The sequence below is a fragment of the Paenibacillus sp. B-A-8 genome, from assembly GCF_048572915.1.
In the GTDB taxonomy this organism is placed as follows: Bacteria; Bacillota; Bacilli; order Paenibacillales; family Paenibacillaceae; genus Paenibacillus_AQ.
In genome coordinates, this window is sequence record NZ_CP183882.1 from 4,075,928 (window position 1) to 4,101,154 (window position 25,227).

Consider the following 25,227-nt stretch of genomic DNA (forward strand, 5'->3'; position numbering starts at 1 on the left):
CCTTGTTTATACCAAGCCTTTATGTTCTTTTTCGTTCCCTTGTTGAATATTTCCGTAGCCACGTACGCCATTCAAATCTGTGCGTATAGACAAGGATCACAAAGCTCCCAAGCCAAACCCACAAAATAGGAGCAGACCACTTACTGATATACAGATAAACGGAAAGCAGCAGCATTCCGCTTACCACTTGTAAACCATCCGTTACAGGAGTTTTGACTCTGCGATTGTACCAACTACCGATCACTTTCAGCACTGCTAAAATAACAGCTAGCGCTAAAGAAGCTTTGAATCCTGTCAACGCACTCCATACCCCAAAGGTCACGGCGATCGCCTTCCCACCTTTTCCTTTAAGAAAAGGAGAAAAGGCATGACCTGCAATGGGAGCTAAAGCTAACGGAACAATGAGATAACTTTCACTATAATGACTTTCCATTACCCATAAAAGAGGCAAATATCCTTTTAGAAAATCCAAAATAATACCTAAAATGCCGAATTTATAACCGGACGACTTCCATAGATTCAAAGCCCCCGGATTACCGTCGCCTATGAATTTTAGATTCTTTTTACGCGCCAGCCCAAGCCAATAGGAAAACATAAGAGATCCCGACAAAAATAAACCCGCGATCCACAATATGATCATTAGTCCCTATGGCCTCCCACCTGGATATGCCTTCCTTTCCAGCTTACATGCCTTAGAAAAACAACCTGATAAATCGAATAAAGCATGATCAAGATAAAGAAAAGAGTAGCCACCACGTGAAATACAGGAATAACGATGCCGAATACCCCTACATATTTAATAAAATAAAAGAGTTGAAACATATAAAGAAGATAACCTATCAATAAAGGCATAAACCATGAAGTATTCGCAAAGACAAATACGGTTTCTGAGACAATAAGTCCAACCACCCAAAGTGCAATTGGAACAATTGTCAGTGGACTTAACGTTGAGGTGCTTAAGACAGCCCCTTTACTGAAGCCTTCAATTTCACTTTTTATCCCCTTCGGATACATGCGAAACGATACTAAGCCATAACCAATAAAATTTCGAATCGGAACACCGGCCGAGATAAACTTTTCTCCTAAAGACAAATCATCCAGCACTTCAGATCTAATACTTTGATGGCCATTAACTTTTTCATAATCCTGCCTTAAAGCTAGAATACATGAGCCGTACAGTCCTTTTTTGGCGTTATTCCGTTCAAAAACCGAAGTGAAGGTGAAGATCCCCAGCATATTCATGATTAAGGCGAGCTTCTCAAACAGCTTTTCTGTATGATGAAAAGGAACTACCGAAATGACACCTTTCGATAGCTCCCTTGCTGTTAATAATGACGCCAAAGCGTTAGGCTTTAATCGGATATCCGCATCCAAAAAAGCAAAGATATCGCCCGAGGCTTGTAAATATCCATTCCAGACTGCCCAGCTCTTACCCGTCCATCCCTCAGGGAGAGTACTGTTCGTAATAACCTTAACCCCATAGCTCTCAGCAATTTCTTTGGTCCGATCCTCCGAGAAGTCATCAACCACAATAATTTCATAAGGTGTAATGGTTTGAGACTGAAGTGAATCGAGCAGAAAGCGCAAATTATATTCTTCATTCCTTGCGGGAATGATGATGGACAATTTCTCCCGTCCTTGAATAGGCTCATGAGAAGTGATCAAAGTATTCTTTCTAAACAAAATAAAACCGGAGAGACATCCAACGCCTATTACAATGAACAACCACATCTACAGTTCCCCCCTTCTACATCTATATATATGAAGGGTTAGTCCGTAATATATTCATTTCAAATTTAACCTACATTTACTTTAGCTGAATTTTGATTAAGCTTCTCTGTGCATAAGAGCATGACTATTGCGAAAAAAACAATCATCGCAGGGAAAATACCCAGCGTAAAATTCGAGGCGAGTAAGCCGATAAAGGGCGGCATCAGCGTGGTACCTGTATAAGCCGTTGCCATCTGAAAGCCCATAATCGACTGGGCATGCTTCTTCCCGAAACGTACTGGGGTTTCATGTAGCATACATGGAAAAATAGGAGCTAACCCCAGACCTATGATCATAAATCCTACTAGTGAAACTATCGTTGGAAGCGGCAGTACTAACAATATTGTACCGATTAAAGCAATAAGTTGACCATATCGAATTAGCTGTTTATTACTCATTCTAAAAGTAATGAAGCCCGTCACCATTCTACCAAAAGTAATCCCTAGGTAAAAAAACGACACCCATGTAGCAGCAGTCGATGCAGGGACATCTTTGATATTCACAAGAAAACTACTCCCCCATAACCCCATACTCGTTTCAATTGCAGAATAAAATAAGAAGGTTAACATCGCTAGTTTTACCCCTCTTAGTTTCCAAGGCTTTGTGTTCTCAGCTGCATGTTCTAGCTCAGACTGATTGAAGTCATGATCACTTTCAACATTTGGGTTGCTATTGTTTACAGCCACTTTTTTCCATAAAGGCAGCGTGACGAATAGAATAACCACTAAACTCAATTGAATATAAGCAACCGTAAGATAACCTTGTCGCCATAGACCTTCTCCAGAGATAAAAGATCCCATAATAATAGGACCCAGTGTAGCGCCTACACCCCAGAAACAATGCAACCAACTCATATGATGCGCTTTATAGTGCGTAGCAACATAACTGTTTAATCCGGCATCTACAGATCCTGCACCTAAACCTAGTGGAATCGCAGCAACAATTAACCAGACTAATGAAGGTGACCATGCAAAACCAAGCAACGCTACAGCAGTCATGATACAGCTTACAAGGGTCACTTTCCCCGTACCAAAACGTTTAAGAATTACACCGCTCATCAAACTCGATACAATTGTGCCTACTGCAATAACCATCGAGAGGATTCCAGCAGTTCCTAATGAAGCATTTAAATCCATTCTCATCACCGGCCATGCGGATCCAAGCAATGAATCTGGCAGTCCTAAACTAATAAATGCTAAATAAATAATAATTAGAAAAAAAGTTGCCATCGTTATCTCCTTAAGGGTTCTAATCTATTTGTTGTGAAACTAATAAACCTAATCCAAGACTCTGTAATCCATTCAGATAATCACGCTTCAAGTCACTTACCGCTAATTCCGGAAGATGTTCCTTAGGAACGTATGTAGCAGTTCGCTCAGCAATTTGATTAACCATAGCTGGAGTTAACTCATCCTCACAAAAAATAATATAATGCGGATTCAAAATAGAGGTCATAGTAGCCACTAACCGACTAATCGCATCTACTTTATGATCCGCCTGCATGCTTGATCCACCTTGATCTCCAGTTAATGCTTCTATGAAATTCCGATTGTCATACTGGGGCATATATTGAACTTCCCCTGAAAAAAATGTCTTTCCCCGAACAATTTCACCATTAACCGCTATTCCGGCTCCCGGACCATTTTTCCCTAAATACAGATACATCAGAGAAATATTCTCCTTCAAATTTCTTTGCGCCATATAACCGATTACAGCGGCATTCATATCATTTTCCACAATGGTCGGGATCGAGAGTTGATCTTCTATATAGCTTTTTAAATCTAGATTCTGATATTTCTTATAACCCGGGATCAGAAAAATCTTCCCATGATTCACTGCACCTGGAACACCAATCGCTACGGAATGAATCTTAGGATTGGCCTTTTTTTCACCTTCAATAAGCGAGACGAGTGTACTAACGTCTTCCTCAAGAATACTAGGTAAATTCCCTTCTTTGATTACCTCACCAATGCAATTATAGATGGTATAGTTCGTTTCATGTTTTTCCAAAAAAATAGCCATTCCTAATCGATAATTCGGATTATAGGCGTATCTTATTGCCCTTCTTCCGCCACTAGATTCATCAAGGCCAATGATCGTTACTTCCCCTGCCTCTTCCATCTGCATTAGAAATTTACTAATCGTTGGGAAACTGTATTGTAAATTTTGGTTTAGCTCTGCTTTCGTTGCTCTTCCAAGCTCTAATAATGCAGTTCGAATATCTCGAATAATCTCAGATTTCAATTGCTGTGAAGGAAGTCGTTTATCACTTGCCATGGCTCACCCACCTATAGTCATACTGACTTATTAAATGCATTTAATAAGTCAGTATGACTATAGCAGGAATACATCTTAACGACAACATAATTTTTGGATGCGGCCCCTCTGAAGCTCCAACATGAATAAGGGGGCATGAAGCCCCCCCTAATTATCAACAAATTTAAAGCCTTTTCAGGATTCGTTCCCATCTTCCAGGATGGCTTTCATCCAAGTACACAGGCTGAAATCCTAATTTCAAATAAATGCGGATGGCGGGCAGTCTGAAATCATCGGTTTCTAAACATGCTACCTTTCCCCCTGAATCTCTTATTTTGTGTAAGACAGCTAGACTCACAGCATAACCGAGACCTTTACCAGAATATTCTGGAAGCACCCCAACCATATGCAAGTACCAGTTCTTATGGTCCTCACTACCCGACTCCCAGGCTGTAGCTGTCGCAACAGGCTGATTCCCACGGCAAATGAACAGCAAGCGCTCAGAATAAAGCGGTACATGATCACTGATTTTATGTGCAAATTTAACTTCCCTCGTAAAAGAATGGCGGATAAGCTCCTCCCAGTTCCGTTCATCATCCGGCTCGAAATGACGAATTAGATACCCGTTAGGACAGTGAAAGACAGGTAAGTCGGACAGCATTTCTTTTTTCATTACAAGCTTGGAGAGGGCCTGATCCACCGTCAAATCCTCACCTTCGATTTAAAATCAGGAAAGGCTATTGCTTTCCCGTCATTCTCTACTGATTCCATAGACAATGTAAACACAGAGCTCCAAGTAACGGCATCATATACGTCCACTGAAGGTGTCCGATCCTCCTGAATAGCAGAAATGAATTCCTCAAGCACCATAAAATCACCTCCGCCATGTTTCGTCCCAGCAGCGTATTCGCCCCATTTTTTCCATGTTGGATGATCATAGAGTGGCTGATAGCTGCTTAACGGCTCCCACATTTCCTCTCCATCCGCTATATTTTTGGGCGAGAGATTCTTGAACCAGATCAAATCCTCTTCGTACTGATGACGACCCGTAATATATGCTCCCTCAGTTCCTTGCAGCAAATAATGTGTTTTATTATGTGGTCTAACGGAGGACCAGTCTACGCGCAGTTCAATTAGCACGCCCTTTTCCGTTTCAATGACCGCAACCGCACTATCTCCTTGCCGCCAGAATCCTTCCCGTGCTGCCGGGTGATCTTTTCCATAATGCTCTCCGAAATAATATTGTAAGGATCTAGATTTGGAAACAAAAGTCGAGACGCTTTTTAATCGATCACCCTCAGGCTTATTGAGGTTAATCCATTGGGCAACCGGACCTATAGAATGCGTCGGATAATTAATCCCGTTATACTGCTGATGTAATTGCCCCCGCCAAGTCAGAGAACCATCCGGATGATGAGTCAAATGACGTAAATCATGGATATAGCCGCCTTCCAGATAAGTAATTTCACCGAATATGCCTTGATCCGCCATATGTTTAATCGTTAGATTAGAGCGCGAGAAGCAGTAATTTTCAGACATCATATATTTAAGTCCGGTTTGTTCAACAGTTTCTATAAGCTCCCAAGCTTCCTCTAAGGATTGGATCGAAATCACTTCGCTTAGGACATGTTTTCCTGCTTTTAAAGCATCAATAGATTGTCTGGCATGCAAATGCATGGGGCTTAAGATAAATACCGCATCAATCGCTGAATCTTTTAGCATTTCATGATAATCCCGATACGTTCGAATTTCCGGAAATTTCTCTTTCCATTGGTTAAGCACCCACTCATTTAAGTCACAAGTGGCGGTCAGATGTATCCGATCCGATAGAGAGTACAGTGCATTCATAAAACTGGCCCCGCGATTCCCACCTACGATCGCTAATCTTACTGGTTGACGATTCATTGCTGATCCACCTGCTTTCTGTCCATTTGAACCCGATTGATGATTAGTTCCTGATCTCTTGTTTCTCCTTCAGCCTGTGGATATTTTTCATAATCAAAAATGCTGAAGGTAAATAATGAAGACCACTTACTCAATTGCTCACTGGCCAGATTAACCATCTCTAACCTGATTTCATCTTCAAGCACAGTAAGGATTCGAGCAGCAGGAATATCCAGAATAGAGGCCGTTTGAATGAAATGCCAGTTTTCTTTACTTACGATAGAATGTACATGATTGTGGCCATTGAAATAGAAGCCCACACCTTGCCACTGCTTCAATATCGGCCAAATATCCAAGCTGGGATCCAGTGACATCATTGGCTCGGTGGATCTAGCCGTCGTATTATACAGAGGATGGTGGCCGAAAACGAATAAAGGCTTTTCCGATTTCCGCTTCATTTGTGCTTCGAGCCAGGCTAATTGTTCATCATCAAGGGTTCCGCTCCAATCATCTCGATTTTCCCGTGCGGTATCCAGCAATATAATGATCGCATTCGTCTCTTCAATAACACTGTATCGCTGCTGCCGAGTGACTGAAAGGATTTCTTGCTTAGGATAAGTGTACGTATCATGATTACCAAGAACATGCAGAAAACGTCTGGGATGTTTGCTGTCTTTAATCTTACTCAGGATATAATTAAATTCGCTAAATTCTCCCGCATGAACCATATCCCCCACAGAAATATGATAATCAGCTGGAATGGACAAGAATAGATTCATAAATTGCTCGTAAAAAGCATCTCGTGCCTCTTTAATCAAAACCTTGTTGTTTAACAATTCGTCCGGATAGTGTAAGTCCCCGATAATCGCCAGCCTCATAAATGCCTCCTCCTAACCTTTAATGCCAGAGCTCATAAAACTTCCTATCACTTGCCGCTGGAACAATAAGAATCCAATCATTAAGGGTGCCGAAACAATTAGCGTAGCCGCGCAGACATCCGACCACTGTGCACCAGATTCCGTGGCTTTTGCGAACATCGCCAAACCTACGGTTAATAAGCGATTCTCCTCTGAATTGGTTACAATAAGGGGCCACAAGAAATCATTCCAATGAAAGCTGACCGACACGATCGCAAAGGACACATAAATCGGGCGTGACAGTGGGACATAGATTCTTGAAAGAATATGCAGGCGTGAGGCGCCCTCCACCCGGGCAGCTTCATCCAGCTCATAGGGTAATTGCTTGAAGGATTGCCTTAACAGAAACACTCCAAAGGAGGAGGCAAAGTAAGGTAGCATAATCCCCAGCTTGGTATCCAGCAGACCCATTTCGTTCAACACCTGATAGTTGGAAAAGATAAGAACATCTGGCGGCACCATAATTTGTACCAAAAATAACATGAATAACAGATCTTTCAAGGCGAATCGTACCCGTGCGAACGCATAAGCAGCCATCGTCATTGTAACGAGTTGCACAGCAAGCACAACACCGCACACAAGCAATGTATTCATAAAAAATCGTACAAAAGGCGCTCCATTCCAGACATGAATCAAATTCTCAAACGTGAAGTCCCAAGACCATCCCGCATCGATAGCGACGTCTTTGGGCAGAAAAGCCGTTCTTACCACCCATAGGAAAGGAATGATCCAGACCGCTGCAAAAGCAAATCCAACCGCATGCCACAGGATCTGCTGGATTCGGCGCTTCGTTCTACCGGAGTTTAGAATGCGCTCCTCTTCTAAAGCTTTACTGCTATTCTGCCTTAATACTAAGGGCAGCTTTAGTGGATTATCCTCCATGGATTCCACCTCCTATTCATAATGGATTTTCCGATCCCAACCAAAAAACTGCAGGGAGGAAATAAGGAGCAGCAGTACGATCATGATCACCGTCATTGATGCGGCCATCCCTTGATCGTAGAAATTAAAGGTCGACTCATAGATATAATAAAGCAGCAGGTTACTCGTATTATTCGGACCGCCCTTTGTCATAATCCATAGATGGTCTACCAACTTAAAGGAATTCGTTATCGCTACAACGGCCACGAACAGGGTAGTCGGCATCGTGAGCGGAATTGTGATTCTACGAATGGCAGTGAACGTACCGACTCCGCTTACTGCAGCGGCTTCATATAAATCCTTGGGAATTTGCTGCATCCCTGCTAAGTAGAAAATCATAAAATATCCGGCTTCTTTCCAGATCATCATGATTACTAATGCACCCATCACCGTATCAGGCGTTCCGAGCAAATTCACGGGCTGATCTGTGATCCAGGAAGCAAGTCTGGCAAAGAGCCCAAAATGAGGAGTATACAGAAACAACCAGATGTTCGCCACAGCGATCATCGGGATCATATTCGGATAGAAAAAGGAAAGACGTGCCAGTCCCCGCCCTTTTATCGCCTTATCGGCAAACAGTGCCATCAAGAAAGCCAAAGCCAATGAAGTGGGTACTGTGCCAATGGCGAACCATATATTGTTGCTGAACACCTTCATAAATACATTGTCATGCAATAGATTAATGTAGTTGTCAAAACCGACGAACAAAGGCTCAGGAGTCGCTAAATTTTTCTCATAAAAGCTAAGCCAAAACGATTTAAACATAGGGTAATAAGTAAACAAGCAAAGAAAGAGCAGCGAAGGCAACACAAGTCCCCAGCCGAATCCGTTTCGTCTAAGCCTCTCACTCCATCCGGCATTCATACCATTCTATCCTTCCATGATTAAGGTTTCTACGATTATTGAATAAAGGAAGGACGCCAGAACAAGCTACCAAGCTGTCCTGGCGTATCCCATACCTCAAAGACTACTTATTGAAGGGAGCAAGTGCCTGTTCTGCTTCTGCTTGCGCTTTTTTGAGCGCACCTGCTGCATCAATCTCTCCTGCCAAGGCCGCTTGAATCTGATTGGTAATTGCCGTCGAAACTTTACCATGATTATGAGTAGACAATTCTCGGAACGCGTATTCCAATTGATCTCTCGCCACCAAAGCTTGCGGGAAATCCGCCGTATATTTCTTCATTGCATCTGTATCGTATGCGGATTTTCTTACACCAACATAACCGGATGAGCTGCTAAAGAGGGCAGCCTGTTCTGAAGCCGTCATGTATTTGGCGAATTCCCAAGCTGCGGCTTGTTTCTCTGGAGATGTTCCCTTGAAAATATACAAGTTACCACCGCCTGTAGGTGATCCAAATTGCTTTTGTGCGGGCGGGAACGCTACCCCGAATTCGAACTTCGCGTTATTCTTTACGTTGGTTAAGTTGCCGCTTGTATGCATCATCATGGCTGTTTTGCCTTGAATGAAATCTGTCGGAACCGTAGCCCAATCAATAACACCTTCCGGCATCGCCTTATATTTATGGGACAAATCTAACCAGAATTGCAATGCCTCCACATTCTCCGGCGTATCGAACATCGCTTTTTTGCCATCGGAGGACATTATGTTTTGCTTCGAATCCGAAGCATTTTGCCGAGCAAGCATTTGAAACATCCAATACGAATCATCATTGCCCGGAATTTCCAGTCCTACATGACCGTCTTTGTTCAGCTTCTTAGCATAAGTTACAAGCTCATCCCATGTAGTGGGTGGTTTCTCTGGATCAAGTCCTGCGGCTTTGAACATTTCCTTGTTGTAATACATAACAATCGTGCTCCGCTGAAAAGGCAGGCTGTACGTCTTCCCTTCAGACTGTGTATCCTCTACAAAGGCGGGATAAAAATCAGCCATCTGAATATCCGTGTCCTTCGCAATAAAATCATCCAGCGGAATGATTGCATTCATATCGAGCATACTGTACAGCTCCGTTGACATCATGACCGCGACATCAGGTGGTTGTTTGGCTTGCACACCCGCTTGAATTTTTACGGTATTGTCACCGTAATTACCTGTGTACACGGGATTAACCTTAATTTCCGGGTGCTGCTCCATGAATGCACTAGCCATCCCATCGATTACTTTTGTAAGAGGACCACCAACATTAACCGGATAATAAAATGTAATCTCCACCGGCTTAGCGGCTGGGGTCTCTGTGGATTCCGGAGTTGCAGCGATTGCTGTGGGTTGAGCGGTATTTTCTTTGGCTTCAGCCGTACTGTTATTAGATTGACCGCAGCCCGCTACTGCCAGCATAGAAACAGATAGTAGTGTTAGAATGGTTTTAGTTTGCTTTTGCATTACTGTTAGCCCCTTTTTCGCTTGGATTTGAATTAGAATGCATAATGGCGAAAGTTCACACTAATGCGATTCGAGCCGACATCAAGAATATGGAGCTGAGCTCCATCAGCGGTGGGCAATACAGCAATGCCTTGAGCTTCGGTACCGCTAGGCAGATTGCGATCAAAGGCTACAGATACATTTCCGGTCTCTGGATCAATCTGATAAACCGTTTGGGTTGCGTTATCCGTTGAGGCATACAGAACGCCGTTGTACACTTCGGCACCTTGGATTCGATCTATGCTTTGGGAAAGCGGAACGGTTGTGATCACATGCATATCGTCGAGACTAAGTACATTCAAGACGCTAGCATTACTCCACTGAGCTGTGTAGACCTGACCGCGAGCGGCATCAACCGCTACCCAAGGCACACCGCCAATATGCAGATTCAGCGGCAAAGCATAGGATGTGCCCGTATATTTCAAGGTGTTCACATCATAAAGGGCGATGTAAGGATGCTGATAGTTTTTGCCGTCTTCAATAGGAGCGTATATTTTACCGTTATAGTAGGAAATATCACCGATATGGTCTCCACCTTGGAAGGCAATCTCCTGTGGAATAGCCAATTCATTCCGCGCTTTTACGGATTTTCCATCGAGTCCAGTCCGTAAGAGTCCGTACGAGGAACTAAAGATCCATGAGTTCCCGTCTGTAGCCACCCCTTGTCCCCGTTCCAGGGCATCAAGTAACCAGAAGGATTGCTTGGATACCTCATGCCATCCAGCAGTGATCGCTGAAGCTGAGTTGGACTCTGCACTGAATTCCACCTCGGTGCTTACTAGGTTATCCGGTCCGACAGGTGTGGCAGATGCTACTAAAGATAAAGAACTGGTCGTAAGTGCCCCCGCGCAAATCAGACTGAATAATCTCTTTAATTTCATGTTTTCTCTCCTCCTAATAAGGTTGTAGTTTGGCATTTGTACGCCTTACTTCAACCTTATTATAGGAGCTGGCATCAGCCTTCTAATTGAACAAAATACTTCTTTCCTTGAATAAAACTCTCATTTGCATCAATAAATTCAATAAATCATATGATTAGGTTTGGAGGAGCTTTGATTAGCATACAGTTTTGGGGTTAGGCCGGTTTCTCGTTTGAATAATCTAGTAAAATGACCTTGATCGGCAAAACCAACCTGAGATGCAATTTCCTTCAAACCAATTTTTCCGGAACGAATAAGGAATTTAGAGCGTTCGACTCTCAGCCGAATTAAATAATTATGGGGTGTATACCCTGTCTGTTGTTTAAAAATCCGAATAAAATGTGATTGGCTCATATTAGCCATGGCTGCGAGATCAGTCAGTTGAATTTCATCTTCCAAGCGCTCACGCATAAATTGAATGACCTGAAATATCTCTTGATTGGCTGGCGTTTTACTGTTTGAATGTTGGGGGATCACAGAAGAATAGTGTTGTAATAAATGAATAATCAACATATTGGATAAAGAGTCGCTATATATTTTCCCTTTGGCACCGCCATTCTGCAATTCCTCCAGCATCCAAAGCCCTAATTGCAATAGCTTAGAATCCTTGACATGAAATTTGCGGTCCAATTGAATATAGCCTTCCTTCAGATAACCAGATTCACGGGCAATCTCTTCGAGGATTGATGGCGTAATTTCAATTTTCAAAAAATAGAGCGAGGTTCTGCCCCATGGGCACAGAAGGCTCTCATTACAAGGGGTAATATGAATGGTGTAATAATTTTCGTAATAGGCTGTGCAGTGAATTCCTATTAAATATTTTGACTCCGAGGATGGGGTGAAGGCTTGCTGCGGGCTATACCATTGCGAAACTTGAAGCTTATCCCAACCAAAAGCATCGCTTGCAACAACAGGCTGGGAAGCTGTAAAGGACGATTCTTCCATTTCTTTCATATTCATCCCCCCTTTTCCCTTCAATATAGCAAGGCTGTATACGCTCCACGTCAATGAACTGTAAAAGCTATATTAACTTCCAAATAGAATCAGAAGGTGTACGTCAAAACAGCAAAAAAAGAGGGGGAGTCCCCTCTTTTAGTAATTTGCATATTCTGTTACTGCAACTTTATGTATGAATATCTATTCCAATTTAAACTGATTTACTAAAACACGCATCTCATTCGAACCCTCTTGCAGCTTGCGAGCAGATGCGGCAATTTCCTCCATAGAAGCAAGCTGCTCTTCGACGGCAGCAGATACAGTCTGTGCAGCGGAAGCTGAGTGCAATGAAACCTGTTCGACCTCCATCACCGAAGCAGATATTTGTTCAGAACCAGTGTACATCAGCTGTGCAGCGGTCGAGGATTGTTCCACCTGATCAACGATGGTCCGGGTGGCCTGCAAAATGCGTTCAAATGCTTTACCCGTATCATCAATCGCTTGAACCCCTGCTGCGACTTCATTTTGCCCCTTACTCATCGAATGATGGGCATGGCCAATACTCGCAATAATTTCTTCTACCATAACTGAAACCCGTTCGGCTGCTTCACTTGTTTGTCCTGCCAGCTTACGGACTTCGCTAGCTACCACTGCAAATCCTCTGCCTTGTTCCCCTGATCGGGCAGCTTCAATTGCCGCATTAAGCGCTAATAAGTTCGTTTGCTCAGATATTCCTTTAATGGTGCTAACGATAGAAGCGATTTGTTGTGACTGCTCATTTAGACTAGTAACAGTGATCCCTAAATCATCAACAGTGTTACTTACAGCGTTCATTTGTGCGGAAGAGTTAATGATTAGGTTGTTTCCTCTATCCGCCTCTTCCAGTGTTTGCATGGACAGCTGATAGGCATGGGTAGAAGCTTCAGCTACTCGATGAATCTCTTTTACCATCTCCTCCATCGACTGAGAAGTCTCTTGTGTTGAATTAGCTTGTTTCTCACTATTATTCGCCACTTCAGTCATTGAGGATGAAGTCTGAACAAGTGCTGCATGGGTTTCACCTAACGTCAAAGACAACTGTTTGGAGGAAGAAGCTAATAACTCCGAACTTACGGTTAGATTCCCGACTAATTGCCGAATATTTCCTGATAACTGATTGAAGCTGGTTCCCAGTTGTCCGATCTCATCCCGATTGCGCACGGTCAATGCTTTACCACTTAGATCCCCTTGAGCGATTCGTTCAGCTTCACGGGCTATGCGGACAATTGGCTTAGAAATATGTTGCGCAAAGATAAGAATGACCGCAATCCCAAGAACTAGACATAGGATTAATGTGATGATAATACCCTTGAGTATGTTCTGTTGTCCGGTGTTATAGTCTTGCATATAAGAACCTGCCGCAACCACCCAACCCCAAGAGGGTGAGAGCTTGGCATATGATATTTTCAGCGCTTCGCCAACCTCATGCTTGGACGAATCGTCCGGCTTAGGTAAGGGCCATTTGTAGTATGTTGCCCCGCCGCCGTTCTGTGCAGCTTTTATCAAATCTTGTATGTAAAAGAAGCCGTTAGAGGTTTGTTTGTCCCAAATATTATCTCCCTCTAGTCTGGGATGAGCAAGCAATTCTCCTTTCTGATCTAAGATGAAAAAGTAACCATTAGACCCCAAATCGATGGCTGGATTAATCGGACGTGTCCCATCTTCATTTTTGGATCCAAGTAGTAAAGTTCTTACCTGCTCCTGTGCTTCCAGTTCTGACAACATCCCTGCTTGAACCGAGCTTTCCAAATTCTCAATCATAGCAACTGCTAGATTTACACTGGAACTCAGTTTACTCTCAATAAGCTGATTCGTTTCTTTCATAGAGATCTGATAGGCAACCACTCCTAATATTCCGATAGGAAGAATTAGTAAGGTCAGTGACATCAACAGCAGTTTCTTCCGAATCGTCAGTCGCAACCCTTTTTCTGCAGATTTTAGCATCTGTTCCTCCATATCCCAATAATATAAATTACAAATTAATACTATAGTACTAGTTTTGGGAATATAAATCAAAAAAAGATATTCGTGTTTTTACATAAAAAAGCAAACGGCCCCTGCATCGAAGGTCCGTTTGCTTTTTATTTCTATATAAAACTGTCTTCCTTATTTCTCATCCAGCCACAAAATCGCCGTTACTCCACGTGGATAATATTTACTGCCCGTAATTTCACCGGAAATAATCTGATCACTCCAGCTGAAGATCGATAACTCTGGATGGGTAAGCCAAGCCACGTGTGCGCGATCTGCTGCCGCTCCGCGTTCATCCCATTTCAGCTCCAAAATGTTGCGGGCGATGAACTGCGAGAGATAGATTTTGCTAAGCCAGCTGTTGTTGCTAGTGGAGGAGATTTTCCAACCACCATCCTCAAATAAGCAAACTCCCGGCTTCAACACCGCCTGTAAGTGCTTATCAAGCGCACCAATATATGCGGCGAACCGTCCATTGCGATCAAGCGCTTCCTTACAACCCGTATAGTAAGGGAATACAAGGCCTTCTATAGCCGGAATGATTTTGGAGTCATTCCCCTCTCCTATGACAGCCGGAATATATCCGTCTGCTGTAACACTTTCCACCATCGTTGCAGCGCATTTCTCTGCTTGAATCCCTGCTGTTGTGGACAACTCCGCACGCCCATACGCTGCAAATATTTTCTCCATGGCCAAGTAAGAAGCCCAGCATTTTCCTGCTAAATAAATATTATTGCGAGCCTGACCTAAGGAGACATCCAGACTGTCATACGTAGTAATCTCTGCGCCACCCATCGTACGAGAACTATCAAGCCCCATAACGCCATTTCTTTGTTCAGGATCTGGATGATCCCGATTTAACATACTATCCAGACACTTCTCCAGGATAGTCAGATTGCGTTCCATCCAGCTCCGGTCGCCAGTATGCTCCAGATAAGTTGCCGCACTCAGCACCCAGTTTACCAATTGTTCATGTGTCATATGTGAGAAGCAACCATCAATGCCATATAACTCATAAGCGGAATAGCCCGGACGTGAAACTACGTTGGCCACACCCATATCATGCGTGAAGCTGATTCCGCCCGGATACACTGTATCATCCCCAGGGAAACGCACCGTATCTTCATAGCTGAATCTTTCCACGAACATATCCAGCTCATTACGTACAGTCCAAGGATTCAGACGCAGCTCGTAGAATAACTGATCGACGGTAAGATCAAAGGTATTCATCATCCGGTATTCGCCTTCGTTGACGATCCAAAATGGCTTATTCTTATAATCCAGCAGTTGCGTGGAGCCATAATAACTGCGAATTGCATGCGCTAGCATAAAGGTTTGATCTTCGGATAGATTTGCATGATTAAACATCTCGTTAGCTTTCTCCGCTTCTTGTTTAAGAACATCGAATTTAGCTAATGCATATTCGGCCACTGCCTCAACATTGTTGAAATAGCGATTATAGTAATAAGTAGCATCCATACCAGAGGTAACATAACCCGAACGGTGAAAACAAATTGCAAACCGGTATGTTTCTTTTACTCCGGCTGGAACATCCATGATCAAAGCACCCACGCGCCCCAGACCAAAGGTCCAATTCTCCTGTAGCGCCTCACTTAGAATATCCTCCATCGTGAAATGAAGTGCGGACTTTGTAGTTCCTTTCTCGGCTGCAATCGCAATAAATCTTCCTTGTCCAACGCCTGTAATTTCAGATGACACATCATCCAGTCTTCTCATTCCGCTATAAACATCTGTTCCCTGAAAACCAAAGAACGCGCGACGTGAGGTAGCTGATGAGGTGTTATCCACTTCGAGCTCAACCAGTACTGCCGGCAGCAACACTTCCTTCATTTCTTCCACAGACGCAGTTTCAGGATCCGGTACTGATCGAACTGGCGAGAGAATTCGGAAGGTCAGATCCCCCGCACTCCAGCTGTCAGTGGCTACTCGGAAATCTCGAGAAATCTCATTCTCTTGAAAAGGGAACAGAATATTCTCCTTATCTGGATTAGGGTCTGGATTCTCGATGTCATAGCGTTTGCTCTCGTCATCTCCGCCAATCTCATGAAATGGTAGTGTGTCATACCCTTTCCCATCCGTGCGTTCTAATCCTATGAATATATTCTGTCTAGGAGGTTTGGCCATCTCCAAATCGAAACCACCACTAGCTCCTTTAAATCCTAAAGTAAAACTCGCAAATGCACCGATCGGTGAATGATGAGCATTAAAAAATTTATTATGTGACATAAAAAAATGCACTCCCTCCAACATGATCCCGGATACCTCCGGGCTATATTTCCATGTTATCGATATTTCTAGAAGTGCAACAGGGTTAAAGCCTTCTATTATTTGGGCAAATCAAACATCGCTAACAACCTATGATATAATTAAGCCAAATTATATTGTAAAAGAGGATTGAAATGATTTCGAATGATCCCGCCTTCCATAATTCTATTGACGGTCAGATGTCACCAGACATTCAAGCAGCCTTCCATATCTTCGCCGCGCATTGGAGAAAAGTAAATTCGGATTGGCAATATCCTGTACACACTCATCCGATGTTTGAGATTAATATTGTCCTTCAAGGTGAGCAGCAGATGACGGTCGGCAATAAGTCTTTTGTCCAACAAAGCGGCGATATTTTATTCATTCGTCCCGGTGTTGAGCATAGTAGTATGGGCTCAAATGCTGACTGTGACATGACTTATTACTGCCTGCATTTTGATATCGATGATCTGATTTTGCGGCGTGCCTTACTAACAGCAGATGCTGTTAGTCTCAGCGGGAACACCCCCGAACTGCTGGCCATACGTTCCGCTCTAGATGTAATCATTAACTCTTCCATCTTGTCAGAGTCTAAAGACACACATAGAAATCGCTTGATCACACTCCATGCTTCACTGCAGCTTCTGACCGCGCTCAGCGGTTGGGTGCTTTCGGAAATGCCTCTCCCAGCAGATACAGAAGCTACAGAAAATACAGTTGCCCTAGCTAACGCTATTGAAGGACTATTGCAGGAATCCGTCTCCACCGCTGACAGCACAGGCGAAAGAGGTGGCGGTATTGAGAATATTGCAGCAAAGCTTGGATACAGTACAACGCATTGCAATCGTGCTTTTCACCAAATCTATGGGATGTCACCAAGGCAATATTTATCCCGCTTAATCATTCGACACGCCAAACTGCTGCTGATGGATAATAGTCTGTCTGTCGAATCTATCGCACACCGACTGGGGTACCGGGATGTTTCCCATTTCAGTAAGCAATTCAAACGTTGGACAGGTCTTCCACCCATGGGATACCGCCGGTTAACAGAAAATCCGAGCACGCATTAAGATCTTTACAGAAACAAAAAAAGGATGTATCCCGCAGCCCACCAATTGGTTACAGGATATATCCTTTTTAAACGAATTTCATTTCTACCTCTATACGCCCTTAACCTTTCGTCGCACCTGATGCAATCCCCTTCACAAAATACTTCTGCAAGGCGATAAACACAATCAACACAGGTACAACCGACATCGCTGTTCCCGCAAAAATCATATCCCAACGTGATGAGAATTCTCCGATATAACGGTAAATTTCAACAACCATAGTCTTAGCCTGTCCAGAGGGTAATACTAGCATCGGCATCAAGAAATCATTCCAGATTCCAAGCCCATTTAGAACAACCATACTTGCCGTAACAGGCCCTAATAAAGGAAAAACTATTCGCCAGAATATCCCGTAACGCGAGCAGCCATCAATCTCTGCCGCCTCTTCAATTTCTCTAGGGATTCCTTTGACAAAACTGGTATACAGCAGACATCCGAAACCTACAGCACCGGCTACATAAATAAGAATGGGTCCCGCAAGGCTACCGTACAATCCTAGCATTCTAAGCTCCTTGAACAAAGGAATCATGTACGCTTGAAAAGGAATCATCATTCCGGCCAAAAAGTATACGAACATGAAGCGGGTCCATCTAACATTTCTACGCTCAATCGCATACCCTGCCATCGGAATAATCAAGACCTGCGCAGCGATGGATACTGCTGTTAGAATCAGACTGTTCAGAATAGCCCTTGGAAACTCAGTTTCAGTTAACAGGTACTTAAAACTCTCCAAATAAAGGGTTTTCGGAAAAGCAATGGCATCCTTCATGATCTCTGCATTGCTCTTGAAGGCTGACATCAAATTAAAGAAAATAGGAAAGAAAAATAGAATAGCCACTAATAATGTAACTATAAAAAGTGCGATTTGCCCAACTCTTCTGCGTGTCTGCATCGTCATTTTAGAGCTGCACCTCCCGCTTCTGGAGCACCTTCACTTGGAAGACTGTAATAATCAGTATGATTAAGAACAGAACCATCGCCAGCGCAGTACCAAAGCCTTGTCTTAATTCACCAAACCCAACTTTATAAATGATATACGTTAAAGTCTCCGTCTCAAAGCCCGGGCCACCATCGGTCATAACCGCAATTTGATCAAAAATCTTCAGAGCGCTGATCATAGAAAGCACCATACACACTGTCATCGACCCTGCTAGCAGCGGGAAGGTGATATGCCGAAACTGCTGCCACCCCCCTGCTCCATCAATGCTGGCTGCTTCATTCAATTCCTGCGGAATCCCCTGCAATCCAGCGAGATAAATGATCATATAATAGCCCGCACCTTTCCAAACAGTAGACAATATAATCGACAGCATCGCATATTTAGGATTGCCCAGCCAGTCCACAATCCAGCTTCCAAGTCCGACAGACTCTAGGATCTGATTGAATACACCGAAGTTGTAATTCAAGATCATCGCCCACACAAAACCCATTACAATCCCACTAAGCAGTGTAGGGAAATAAAATACACTTCTGAATAAATTCCGGAACCAGCGTACCTTATCAACCATCATAGCCATTGCAATAGCAGCAATATTCTCTAGTACAACAAGTGAAATGGTCAGGATCATCGTATTTTTCAAAGCATTATGCACCCTTGGACTATTCCATATTTCCACAAAGTTAGCAAAGCCGATATATCTCACTTGATCGCTGATGCCATCCCATGAGGTAAAGCTTAAATAAACACTCCCAACCGTAGGGACGATAACGAACAAGGTATATAGAATAAATGATGGCAGTATGAACAGTAGTGCATAAGACTGCCATTTCTTCTTTTTCTTTTTCTGCTGCACAGTGGCTATCAATGACTTGTCAGTATTAACTTCGGATGTAGCCATAGCTGCTCTCCCTCCCCTGAGACAGGCTTGTTAAAAAGAGAACCTCTGCAGCAGCAGAGGTCGCTCTAACAGGCGCTGCTCTTACATCTGATTAGCCTTCACTTGGTTGTCATATTCTTTATCAGCATCTTGCATATATTTGGTTACGTCTCCATCTTTCACAACAAGATCCTGCAGCAATTTGTAATACCAGTTACGGAACTGTGGTGGAATCAAGTTATCACCCCACCAGTTGTTGATCGCTAAGGACTTTACTACATTCGTGTCAGCAATAAGATCCAATGCCACTTGCATTTGTTCGCTGGTATCATAAGTTACTTTTTCTTTAGTAGAAGGAATTGCATTTATCGTCGCTAAATAATTCGAATATTGTTCTGGGGCGAAGAAGAAACGGATAAAATCTTTGATGGCTTCTGTTTTGTCTGCGTCTTTAACGGCTTCAGTGGATAAGGACCAGCCTGCTGGAGACGGAAGACCAATCACATTGGTTTTCCCTTCACGGTCAGGAAGACCATAGAATCCAAATTCAAAGTTCGGGTCTGCTTCTGCAATTTGTGTAAACATCCACGTACCGGAGTACAATTGTGCTGCTTTCCCGGAAACAAGAATCGAAGCAGTTTGATTGTCGCCCGTGCTCAGCCAGCCTTTATCTACATAATTCTTAAATAGCTCTTTGAAATCAGTAATCCCTTGAACAACATTAGCATCTGTGAAGCTGACAGTTTTTGCTGTACGCTTGGAGTTCCAATCCGGATCTTTCGAGTAGACATCATCGATCAGGAATTTATTCACCCAGAAGCCCATATGGAAAATATCTTTTCCGCCTACTACAATCGGAGTAATACCCGAAGTTTTTAACTTCTCTTGAATGGCTATGAATTCATCATAGGTTTTAGGAAGCTCGGTAATCCCTGCATCCGCATATGCTTTTTTGCTGTAAATAATTCCTTGTGGTGCGTTGACCTGCAGTGGTGCATTCCACACTTTTCCATCCACTTGAGGTGGGGCTTCGAACAAATCTAGTAGATCGGAAGGCAGCTCTACAATTTTACCTGCATCAGCAAAGACTTCTGTATCACGCATTTCCACCAAATCCGGGAATTCTCCCACTGCATCTTTGGTTTTGAGCCAGTCAAGATAGGCTGCCGAGGAGGTTTCACTCAAATCTTTGATGGTAACGTTAGGATTTGCTTCTGTAAATTTTTTGACCGTATCTGCGATAGCTTTTTTGGTTGCCGGATCTCCGGATGCGTAGCCTATCGTGAAGGCAACTTCCTTCTTCGTCTCCTGCGTTGCATTTGCAGGTGCTTCGGATGCCGGTGTATTGCCTGCATTATTGCCGGCACTGTTATTATTGCCGCCGCAAGCAGTCAAAGCTGTCGTTGTGGCAAGCAACAATACGGATAATTTTATCATTGTTTTTGTATACATCAGTTAGTAGCCTCCCCTTTTGTGTTTCACTGTGGAAACTGAAGCAAGATGTGCGCATCATCTCTCGAAAGCGTTTCCGTTGGTATTAGAATAGCATTCATTATTGATGGGTTGAATGAACTTTTTTAAGCGCGATATGCGGTGAATTTAAGATGTGTTCAAGTAATATTCCAAAAAAAGAACGAAAGACCTCAGTCTTCCGCTCATCTCCTATCCTTTATATTCCTTCACCATCTGCGACTATAAACGGCTTCTCTACAATTGGAAACGACAAAAGAATCGATGTCCCAATATGCTCCCGACTGCTGATGGACAATCCGTACTCTTTACCATACACTGTACGAATCCGCTCATGAACATTTTTTAAGCCAACATTTTTGCTTGGCGAACTAGGTTCTTCTAGATTTTCAGATAGCTGTTGAACCTTTTCCTTGCTCATTCCAATTCCATCATCATAGATCGTAACTAGCAACTTATCCTCTCGCTTCTCGATGGTTAACCCGACTGTACCTCTTCCTTGACTACGTAGTCCATGCTGAATAGCATTTTCAACAATCGGCTGAAGAGACAATTTCAGAATGTACCCATTCAAATTCACTTCCGGCGAGACGTCCACGACAAGCTCAAACTTATTCTCATACCGTACAGAAATGATATAGAAATAATCCCGCAGATGATCCAATTCCTCTCGGATGCTTACTTTATCCTCCCCATAATCAATCACATATTTCAACTGGTTGGAGAGCGATAGAATCATATCAGCAACCTCGTCATTATCTTTATCCACTGCATTCATTCGAATAACTTCCAGGGTGTTGTATAAATAATGCGGACGAATCTGGCTCTTCAAAGCATTCAGCTCCGTTTGCTTCTGCTTGATCTGGGCCACATAAGCTTCATCTATATAGGCCTGTAAACGCTCAACCATTCGGTTAAAGCCATGGCTAAGTCTACCCATTTCATCATTACTGCTCACTACCATCTGAGTATCGAGATTACCGGATTCTACGATAGCCATTTGCTTAATCAAGTTTCGAATCGGGGCAGCCAATCGTCTAGAAAACCAGACTCCCATAAGGATCATTACCATCGCACAAATAAACATCGCAATAAACACGGTCGTACGGGCTGAAAAAAGCTGATCGAATAAATTCGCGCGATGAATTCTTGCAGTCACCTTACCGTTAAGAAAAGGAATATCTTCGCTAAGAACAATCATTTCCTCTTCTTTCCGAGCATGTAGACCCTCAACGTTCGCTGCTGCACTCTCATTCGCAAAATATATTTTCCCCTCACCATCTTGAAGAAACAGATCATCCTGTTCTCCGAGATTCAGCTCCCTAAAAAACTGGTTGAATAGTGATGCATCTACGTCCATAAACAGGGTCCCTACTACTTTTGGCTCCTTAGCAACACGCCCAGAAATATCAATCAATGTACGGCCAATCGTGAACACGCTACGTTTTGACCCTATGAAATATTCCTCGGAGTGAGTCGGAAAAATAGCCACATGAGATGGGTTCGGAGCCATTACCGTCAACCATTCTTTATAGGGCAGCAGATCGAAGTTAATCCCTTTGTTCTCTTTTTCCTGATAATAAAGCTTATCGTCTGACTCCCTGTGAAAATAAACACTAGTAATGAAAGAGTCGCTGTACAGAACCGTTTTTAGAAAAGATTCTATAGAGATCGTATTGATTTGTTCTAGCTCATTTACGTTATAGGTTTGGTTCTGTGAATAGCTCTCGATAAAGCCTTCATAACGCCCTGTATACATCAGTTTGGATATCTCATTGTACTGATTAAACGCCGAATTCAAGTTATAACTCATATATAACACCATTTGCTGCAAGTTACTTGTAGTATAACGCTCGACATACCCAGAGAAAGTCTGAACAGAGATATAGCTAAGCGCAAATAACGGAATCAGGCCGACTAGTAAAAATGAAGCGGAGAACTTAACAAATAGGCTTTTGGATCTTCGGCCCCAGATAAACATGAATGAAGGCATCTCCTTTGCTATCCATCTGACTATTGGCTTTTGAAGGATTGCTTATACTCTTGTGGCAGTTTCCCATATTTTTTCTTAAACATGTCGCTAAAATGCCGTGCATTGTTATATCCTACGCTGTCAGCAATCTCATAAACCATCATATCGCTTTGCAGCAACAGACGGAGGGCGTGATTCATTCGGACCTCAGTTACATAATTCTTAAAGTTCTGTCCGGTATGCTTTTTGAAGAAGCTGCTGAAATAATAGGAGTTCATAAACATCATCCCCGCCATAGACTCCAGCGTAATATTTTCCGGATAATGCTCATCAATATAAGTCTTCACCTGAGACAGTAGCTTCAGCTCCTTGTTACCCATACGGCTGCTGATTTGTTCAGACATTTTGGTTAGAATAATTTGGAAATATTCCACCACCTCTTGGAAGGTAGAATGACTCGCCATTCGTTCCAGAATAGGACAAGTATCCTGTACGAAAGGATCTGCCTCCACACCAAATTGCATAAGCTCCTGTTCAAGTTGGAGGATCGTATTATAAACGGTAGACACCGCTTGATTTCTATTCCCGTCAGCCATGACTCGAATCTTCTGAAGTAGGCGCCCGCTCTCATGTGCTATTTGCTCTCTGTTCTGAGACTTCAAGGCGATGATTAGAGCAGATTGTATTTCTTGCAAAGGCGTTACGATTAACGATTCCTTTTCACACTCATTCTTTTTATAAGGAATGACTTGATTTAGACCTGCGAAATATTTACAGTGTAGCGCTTTCAAAGCGTTGCGATATGAAATATCAGCTTCATCCATTCCGTCTACGATGTTGCCCACACCGATGGAGACCTTCAATTTGAGAAAGCTATTAACCTTCCCGTGCAGATCCACAGCAAGTCTTTCCGGTTCCTCCCCATGTTCATGCTGGAGTAGAATACAAAAACGTTCACCTTTACGAAACATATAACTGTTTTCTCTTTGCTCCACGGTTTCTTTAATAATGTTGGAGAGTGCAAAATCAATCAGCTTACGTTCACGTTCCTCCCATCTGGATGGCTGCCCTGAGGATTCATCCGTCTCTACAATACAAATACTAACGTAGCGGCTTAGCGCAATAATTCCCATATCTTGCAGGGTATCCGCTGTTCCCTTGTTCCCGTCCGTCAGCTTATCAAGCATTTCTTCGATGGTTAATCTATGGTTCCTCTGTTCGTAATGGTTCAGCTTTTCTTTGTTGCGTTCACCTTCTGTCTCTTGACGAATAAGAGAAACAGCTTTAGTTACCACCTGCTCCAGCTGGTTCTTGTTCACTGGTTTCACCAAGTAATCCAGCGCACCATATTGCAATGCCTGCTGAGCGTATGTAAACTCCTGATAAGCGCTTATAAAAATAACCTTTACCGACCTGCCAGCTTCATGAATCTCGCGGATAATATCGATTCCTGTATAGCCAGGCATACTTATATCACTAATAATCAAGTCAGGATTATGTTCATCGATCTGTTGCTTCAGTTCAAGACCGTCGTTGGCTTCTCCAACTATTGTAGTTCCAAGATTCTCCCATGAAATCAGTTTTTTTAAGCCGCGTAATATCACCGGTTCATCATCGGCGAGCAGTACCCGAATTGTCTTCATTCTGCAGTCCTCCTACCCTAGAAAAATCATCTCACAGCAGTACAATAAACTTATTCTAATGATAACAGACAAACAATCTTTAGTGCATCACCATGGGAATGAACTTTCTTAAGGAGAAAGTGCAGTTATTTAAGATTCTTATTTAAAGAAATATTATACGGTGACGGTCGTAAACTATTATTCTTTTTAGTGTCTGTAGAAAATAAAGTGTTAGACTGCCCCAATATAAAAACCAGCGGCAGATTTGGACTTAAAAATAAAGCCCTAGACTGCCGCTGGTTTATTGAGCTCTCGTATCCTGTTAGCTTAATAAATCCAAAACTTTGTTTGCATATGTAATCCATTCTTTTTTATCAGTATTTATTTCTATGGTCGGGAGGATAGATAAACTAGATTGTTTACGTAATTCCGTTTGGGTTTGGATAAATTCATCAGCTGAATTTCTGATTTCTTCTACTGTTTTGTTCGTCCATTCGTGGGGTGTTCGACTTTGGATTCTTTGCTCTACGTTGCCAGAAGATACGGTTAGTAAAACACACTTTGCACCGAGGTTAAACAATTCATTTTCAAGCGATTCGATTTCATGTGAAAGCTCGGTGGGAAATGCTACTCTATGATTCAAATGAAATCTTTCCAATATAAAAAAAATACCTCTTGATGCCTGTGATGCATCTGGACCCAGATAAGCTGCCCATTCGTTTAATTGTCGTAACATGTTTACCCGTTCCTTCAGCAACTGAAGGTGTTCATCACGATTTAAACGTTGCAAACCTCCCTGAACATTGTTTAACACTTGAGAATAATGTTCACTTAAAACTATGATACTGCGCTCAGATGATTCATTTTGTGCATGAACTTGCTTTAGGGCTTTTAAAACAGATGTTTTTCCAGCATGTGAAAAACCCTCTAGAATTACTCCTCTTATATGGCTCACTTAACACCCCGATCTTACAATTATTT

General features: G+C 42.8%; 21 protein-coding genes. 1 reads left to right on the top strand and 20 read right to left on the bottom strand.

What is annotated here, in order from left to right; all coding sequences use genetic code 11:
• Positions 1-19: 19 nt before the first annotated feature.
• The 14 genes from ACN6MV_RS18190 to ACN6MV_RS18255 all read right to left on the bottom strand — a co-directional run bounded on the left by ACN6MV_RS18190 (position 20) and on the right by ACN6MV_RS18255 (position 16,238).
• On the bottom strand, positions 20-640 hold the full coding sequence (locus ACN6MV_RS18190) for a glycerol-3-phosphate acyltransferase (protein ID WP_419884565.1): 621 nt from the start codon (positions 638-640) through the stop codon (positions 20-22).
• Positions 640-1,731 (bottom strand): glycosyltransferase, encoded by a 1,092-nt coding sequence (locus tag ACN6MV_RS18195; protein WP_419884566.1) that lies wholly within the window; start codon positions 1,729-1,731, stop codon positions 640-642. The genes ACN6MV_RS18190 and ACN6MV_RS18195 overlap by 1 nt, the downstream gene beginning before the upstream one ends.
• A 65-nt stretch (positions 1,732-1,796) precedes the next feature.
• The gene (locus tag ACN6MV_RS18200) at positions 1,797-2,999 is read right to left on the bottom strand and encodes an MFS transporter (RefSeq protein ID WP_419884567.1); all 1,203 of its coding nucleotides are present in this window, start codon (positions 2,997-2,999) and stop codon (positions 1,797-1,799) included.
• A 19-nt stretch (positions 3,000-3,018) separates the two neighbouring features.
• The gene (locus ACN6MV_RS18205; protein ID WP_419884568.1) at positions 3,019-4,047 is read right to left on the bottom strand and encodes an ROK family protein; all 1,029 of its coding nucleotides are present in this window, start codon (positions 4,045-4,047) and stop codon (positions 3,019-3,021) included.
• A gap of 163 nt (positions 4,048-4,210) precedes the next feature.
• Complete coding sequence (locus tag ACN6MV_RS18210; RefSeq protein WP_375105420.1) at positions 4,211-4,726, bottom strand: GNAT family N-acetyltransferase; 516 nt, start codon at positions 4,724-4,726, stop codon at positions 4,211-4,213.
• A 2-nt stretch (positions 4,727-4,728) separates the two neighbouring features.
• Positions 4,729-5,931 (bottom strand): Gfo/Idh/MocA family protein, encoded by a 1,203-nt coding sequence (locus tag ACN6MV_RS18215; RefSeq protein WP_419884569.1) that lies wholly within the window; start codon positions 5,929-5,931, stop codon positions 4,729-4,731.
• Complete coding sequence (locus tag ACN6MV_RS18220) at positions 5,928-6,788, bottom strand: metallophosphoesterase family protein (protein WP_419884570.1); 861 nt, start codon at positions 6,786-6,788, stop codon at positions 5,928-5,930. Before ACN6MV_RS18220 ends, ACN6MV_RS18215 begins: the two co-directional genes overlap by 4 nt.
• A 12-nt stretch (positions 6,789-6,800) precedes the next feature.
• Complete coding sequence (locus ACN6MV_RS18225) at positions 6,801-7,709, bottom strand: carbohydrate ABC transporter permease (RefSeq protein WP_339286961.1); 909 nt, start codon at positions 7,707-7,709, stop codon at positions 6,801-6,803.
• Positions 7,710-7,721: 12 nt separating this feature from the next.
• Positions 7,722-8,612 carry a carbohydrate ABC transporter permease gene (locus ACN6MV_RS18230; protein ID WP_419884571.1) on the bottom strand — a complete coding sequence of 297 codons (891 nt, stop codon included), beginning with the start codon at positions 8,610-8,612 and terminating at the stop codon, positions 7,722-7,724.
• Positions 8,613-8,715: 103 nt separating this feature from the next.
• The gene (locus tag ACN6MV_RS18235) at positions 8,716-10,086 is read right to left on the bottom strand and encodes an ABC transporter substrate-binding protein (protein WP_419884572.1); all 1,371 of its coding nucleotides are present in this window, start codon (positions 10,084-10,086) and stop codon (positions 8,716-8,718) included.
• A gap of 32 nt (positions 10,087-10,118) precedes the next feature.
• Complete coding sequence (locus ACN6MV_RS18240) at positions 10,119-11,006, bottom strand: DUF6923 family protein (RefSeq protein ID WP_076118948.1); 888 nt, start codon at positions 11,004-11,006, stop codon at positions 10,119-10,121.
• 138 nt (positions 11,007-11,144) lie between these two features.
• Positions 11,145-11,999: an AraC family transcriptional regulator gene (locus ACN6MV_RS18245; protein ID WP_419884573.1), complete on the bottom strand. Its 855-nt coding sequence runs from the start codon at positions 11,997-11,999 to the stop codon at positions 11,145-11,147.
• A 183-nt stretch (positions 12,000-12,182) separates the two neighbouring features.
• The gene (locus ACN6MV_RS18250; RefSeq protein WP_419884574.1) at positions 12,183-13,964 is read right to left on the bottom strand and encodes a methyl-accepting chemotaxis protein; all 1,782 of its coding nucleotides are present in this window, start codon (positions 13,962-13,964) and stop codon (positions 12,183-12,185) included.
• 162 nt (positions 13,965-14,126) lie between these two features.
• Positions 14,127-16,238, bottom strand: coding sequence for a glycoside hydrolase family 52 protein (locus ACN6MV_RS18255; protein ID WP_076121935.1), 2,112 nt, complete (start codon positions 16,236-16,238; stop codon positions 14,127-14,129).
• A gap of 173 nt (positions 16,239-16,411) precedes the next feature.
• Here ACN6MV_RS18255 and ACN6MV_RS18260 point away from each other — a divergent pair, with 173 nt between their 5' ends.
• Positions 16,412-17,326 carry an AraC family transcriptional regulator gene (locus tag ACN6MV_RS18260; RefSeq protein WP_042128633.1) on the top strand — a complete coding sequence of 305 codons (915 nt, stop codon included), beginning with the start codon at positions 16,412-16,414 and terminating at the stop codon, positions 17,324-17,326.
• A gap of 100 nt (positions 17,327-17,426) precedes the next feature.
• On the opposite strand, the gene ACN6MV_RS18265 is transcribed toward ACN6MV_RS18260, so the two are convergent.
• The 6 genes from ACN6MV_RS18265 to ACN6MV_RS18290 form a co-directional block, all read right to left on the bottom strand.
• On the bottom strand, positions 17,427-18,257 hold the full coding sequence (locus ACN6MV_RS18265; protein ID WP_042132262.1) for a carbohydrate ABC transporter permease: 831 nt from the start codon (positions 18,255-18,257) through the stop codon (positions 17,427-17,429).
• Positions 18,258-18,264: 7 nt separating this feature from the next.
• Positions 18,265-19,203 (bottom strand): carbohydrate ABC transporter permease, encoded by a 939-nt coding sequence (locus ACN6MV_RS18270; RefSeq protein ID WP_419884575.1) that lies wholly within the window; start codon positions 19,201-19,203, stop codon positions 18,265-18,267.
• Between the two features lie 81 nt (positions 19,204-19,284).
• Positions 19,285-20,634 (bottom strand): ABC transporter substrate-binding protein, encoded by a 1,350-nt coding sequence (locus tag ACN6MV_RS18275; protein WP_419884576.1) that lies wholly within the window; start codon positions 20,632-20,634, stop codon positions 19,285-19,287.
• Positions 20,635-20,851: 217 nt separating this feature from the next.
• On the bottom strand, positions 20,852-22,633 hold the full coding sequence (locus ACN6MV_RS18280; protein ID WP_419884577.1) for a cache domain-containing sensor histidine kinase: 1,782 nt from the start codon (positions 22,631-22,633) through the stop codon (positions 20,852-20,854).
• 32 nt (positions 22,634-22,665) lie between these two features.
• Complete coding sequence (locus ACN6MV_RS18285) at positions 22,666-24,267, bottom strand: response regulator (protein WP_419884578.1); 1,602 nt, start codon at positions 24,265-24,267, stop codon at positions 22,666-22,668.
• 301 nt (positions 24,268-24,568) lie between these two features.
• The gene (locus tag ACN6MV_RS18290) at positions 24,569-25,201 is read right to left on the bottom strand and encodes a DUF4515 domain-containing protein (RefSeq protein ID WP_419884579.1); all 633 of its coding nucleotides are present in this window, start codon (positions 25,199-25,201) and stop codon (positions 24,569-24,571) included.
• Positions 25,202-25,227: the final 26 nt, after the last annotated feature.

What these genes read in the sequence shown, in the direction of transcription:
- ACN6MV_RS18190 (WP_419884565.1), bottom strand. Translation starts at nt 640, where the DNA reads ATGATCATATTGTGGATCGCGGGTTTATTTTTGTCGGGATCTCTTATG.
- ACN6MV_RS18195 (WP_419884566.1), bottom strand. Translation starts at nt 1,731, where the DNA reads ATGTGGTTGTTCATTGTAATAGGCGTTGGATGTCTCTCCGGTTTTATT.
- ACN6MV_RS18200 (WP_419884567.1), bottom strand. Translation starts at nt 2,999, where the DNA reads ATGGCAACTTTTTTTCTAATTATTATTTATTTAGCATTTATTAGTTTA.
- ACN6MV_RS18205 (WP_419884568.1), bottom strand. Translation starts at nt 4,047, where the DNA reads ATGGCAAGTGATAAACGACTTCCTTCACAGCAATTGAAATCTGAGATT.
- ACN6MV_RS18215 (WP_419884569.1), bottom strand. Translation starts at nt 5,931, where the DNA reads ATGAATCGTCAACCAGTAAGATTAGCGATCGTAGGTGGGAATCGCGGG.
- ACN6MV_RS18220 (WP_419884570.1), bottom strand. Translation starts at nt 6,788, where the DNA reads ATGAGGCTGGCGATTATCGGGGACTTACACTATCCGGACGAATTGTTA.
- ACN6MV_RS18225 (WP_339286961.1), bottom strand. Translation starts at nt 7,709, where the DNA reads ATGGAGGATAATCCACTAAAGCTGCCCTTAGTATTAAGGCAGAATAGC.
- ACN6MV_RS18230 (WP_419884571.1), bottom strand. Translation starts at nt 8,612, where the DNA reads ATGAATGCCGGATGGAGTGAGAGGCTTAGACGAAACGGATTCGGCTGG.
- ACN6MV_RS18235 (WP_419884572.1), bottom strand. Translation starts at nt 10,086, where the DNA reads ATGCAAAAGCAAACTAAAACCATTCTAACACTACTATCTGTTTCTATG.
- ACN6MV_RS18240 (WP_076118948.1), bottom strand. Translation starts at nt 11,006, where the DNA reads ATGAAATTAAAGAGATTATTCAGTCTGATTTGCGCGGGGGCACTTACG.
- ACN6MV_RS18245 (WP_419884573.1), bottom strand. Translation starts at nt 11,999, where the DNA reads ATGAAAGAAATGGAAGAATCGTCCTTTACAGCTTCCCAGCCTGTTGTT.
- ACN6MV_RS18250 (WP_419884574.1), bottom strand. Translation starts at nt 13,964, where the DNA reads ATGCTAAAATCTGCAGAAAAAGGGTTGCGACTGACGATTCGGAAGAAA.
- ACN6MV_RS18255 (WP_076121935.1), bottom strand. Translation starts at nt 16,238, where the DNA reads ATGTCACATAATAAATTTTTTAATGCTCATCATTCACCGATCGGTGCA.
- ACN6MV_RS18260 (WP_042128633.1), top strand. Translation starts at nt 16,412, where the DNA reads ATGATTTCGAATGATCCCGCCTTCCATAATTCTATTGACGGTCAGATG.
- ACN6MV_RS18265 (WP_042132262.1), bottom strand. Translation starts at nt 18,257, where the DNA reads ATGCAGACACGCAGAAGAGTTGGGCAAATCGCACTTTTTATAGTTACA.
- ACN6MV_RS18270 (WP_419884575.1), bottom strand. Translation starts at nt 19,203, where the DNA reads ATGGCTACATCCGAAGTTAATACTGACAAGTCATTGATAGCCACTGTG.
- ACN6MV_RS18275 (WP_419884576.1), bottom strand. Translation starts at nt 20,634, where the DNA reads ATGTATACAAAAACAATGATAAAATTATCCGTATTGTTGCTTGCCACA.
- ACN6MV_RS18280 (WP_419884577.1), bottom strand. Translation starts at nt 22,633, where the DNA reads ATGTTTATCTGGGGCCGAAGATCCAAAAGCCTATTTGTTAAGTTCTCC.
- ACN6MV_RS18285 (WP_419884578.1), bottom strand. Translation starts at nt 24,267, where the DNA reads ATGAAGACAATTCGGGTACTGCTCGCCGATGATGAACCGGTGATATTA.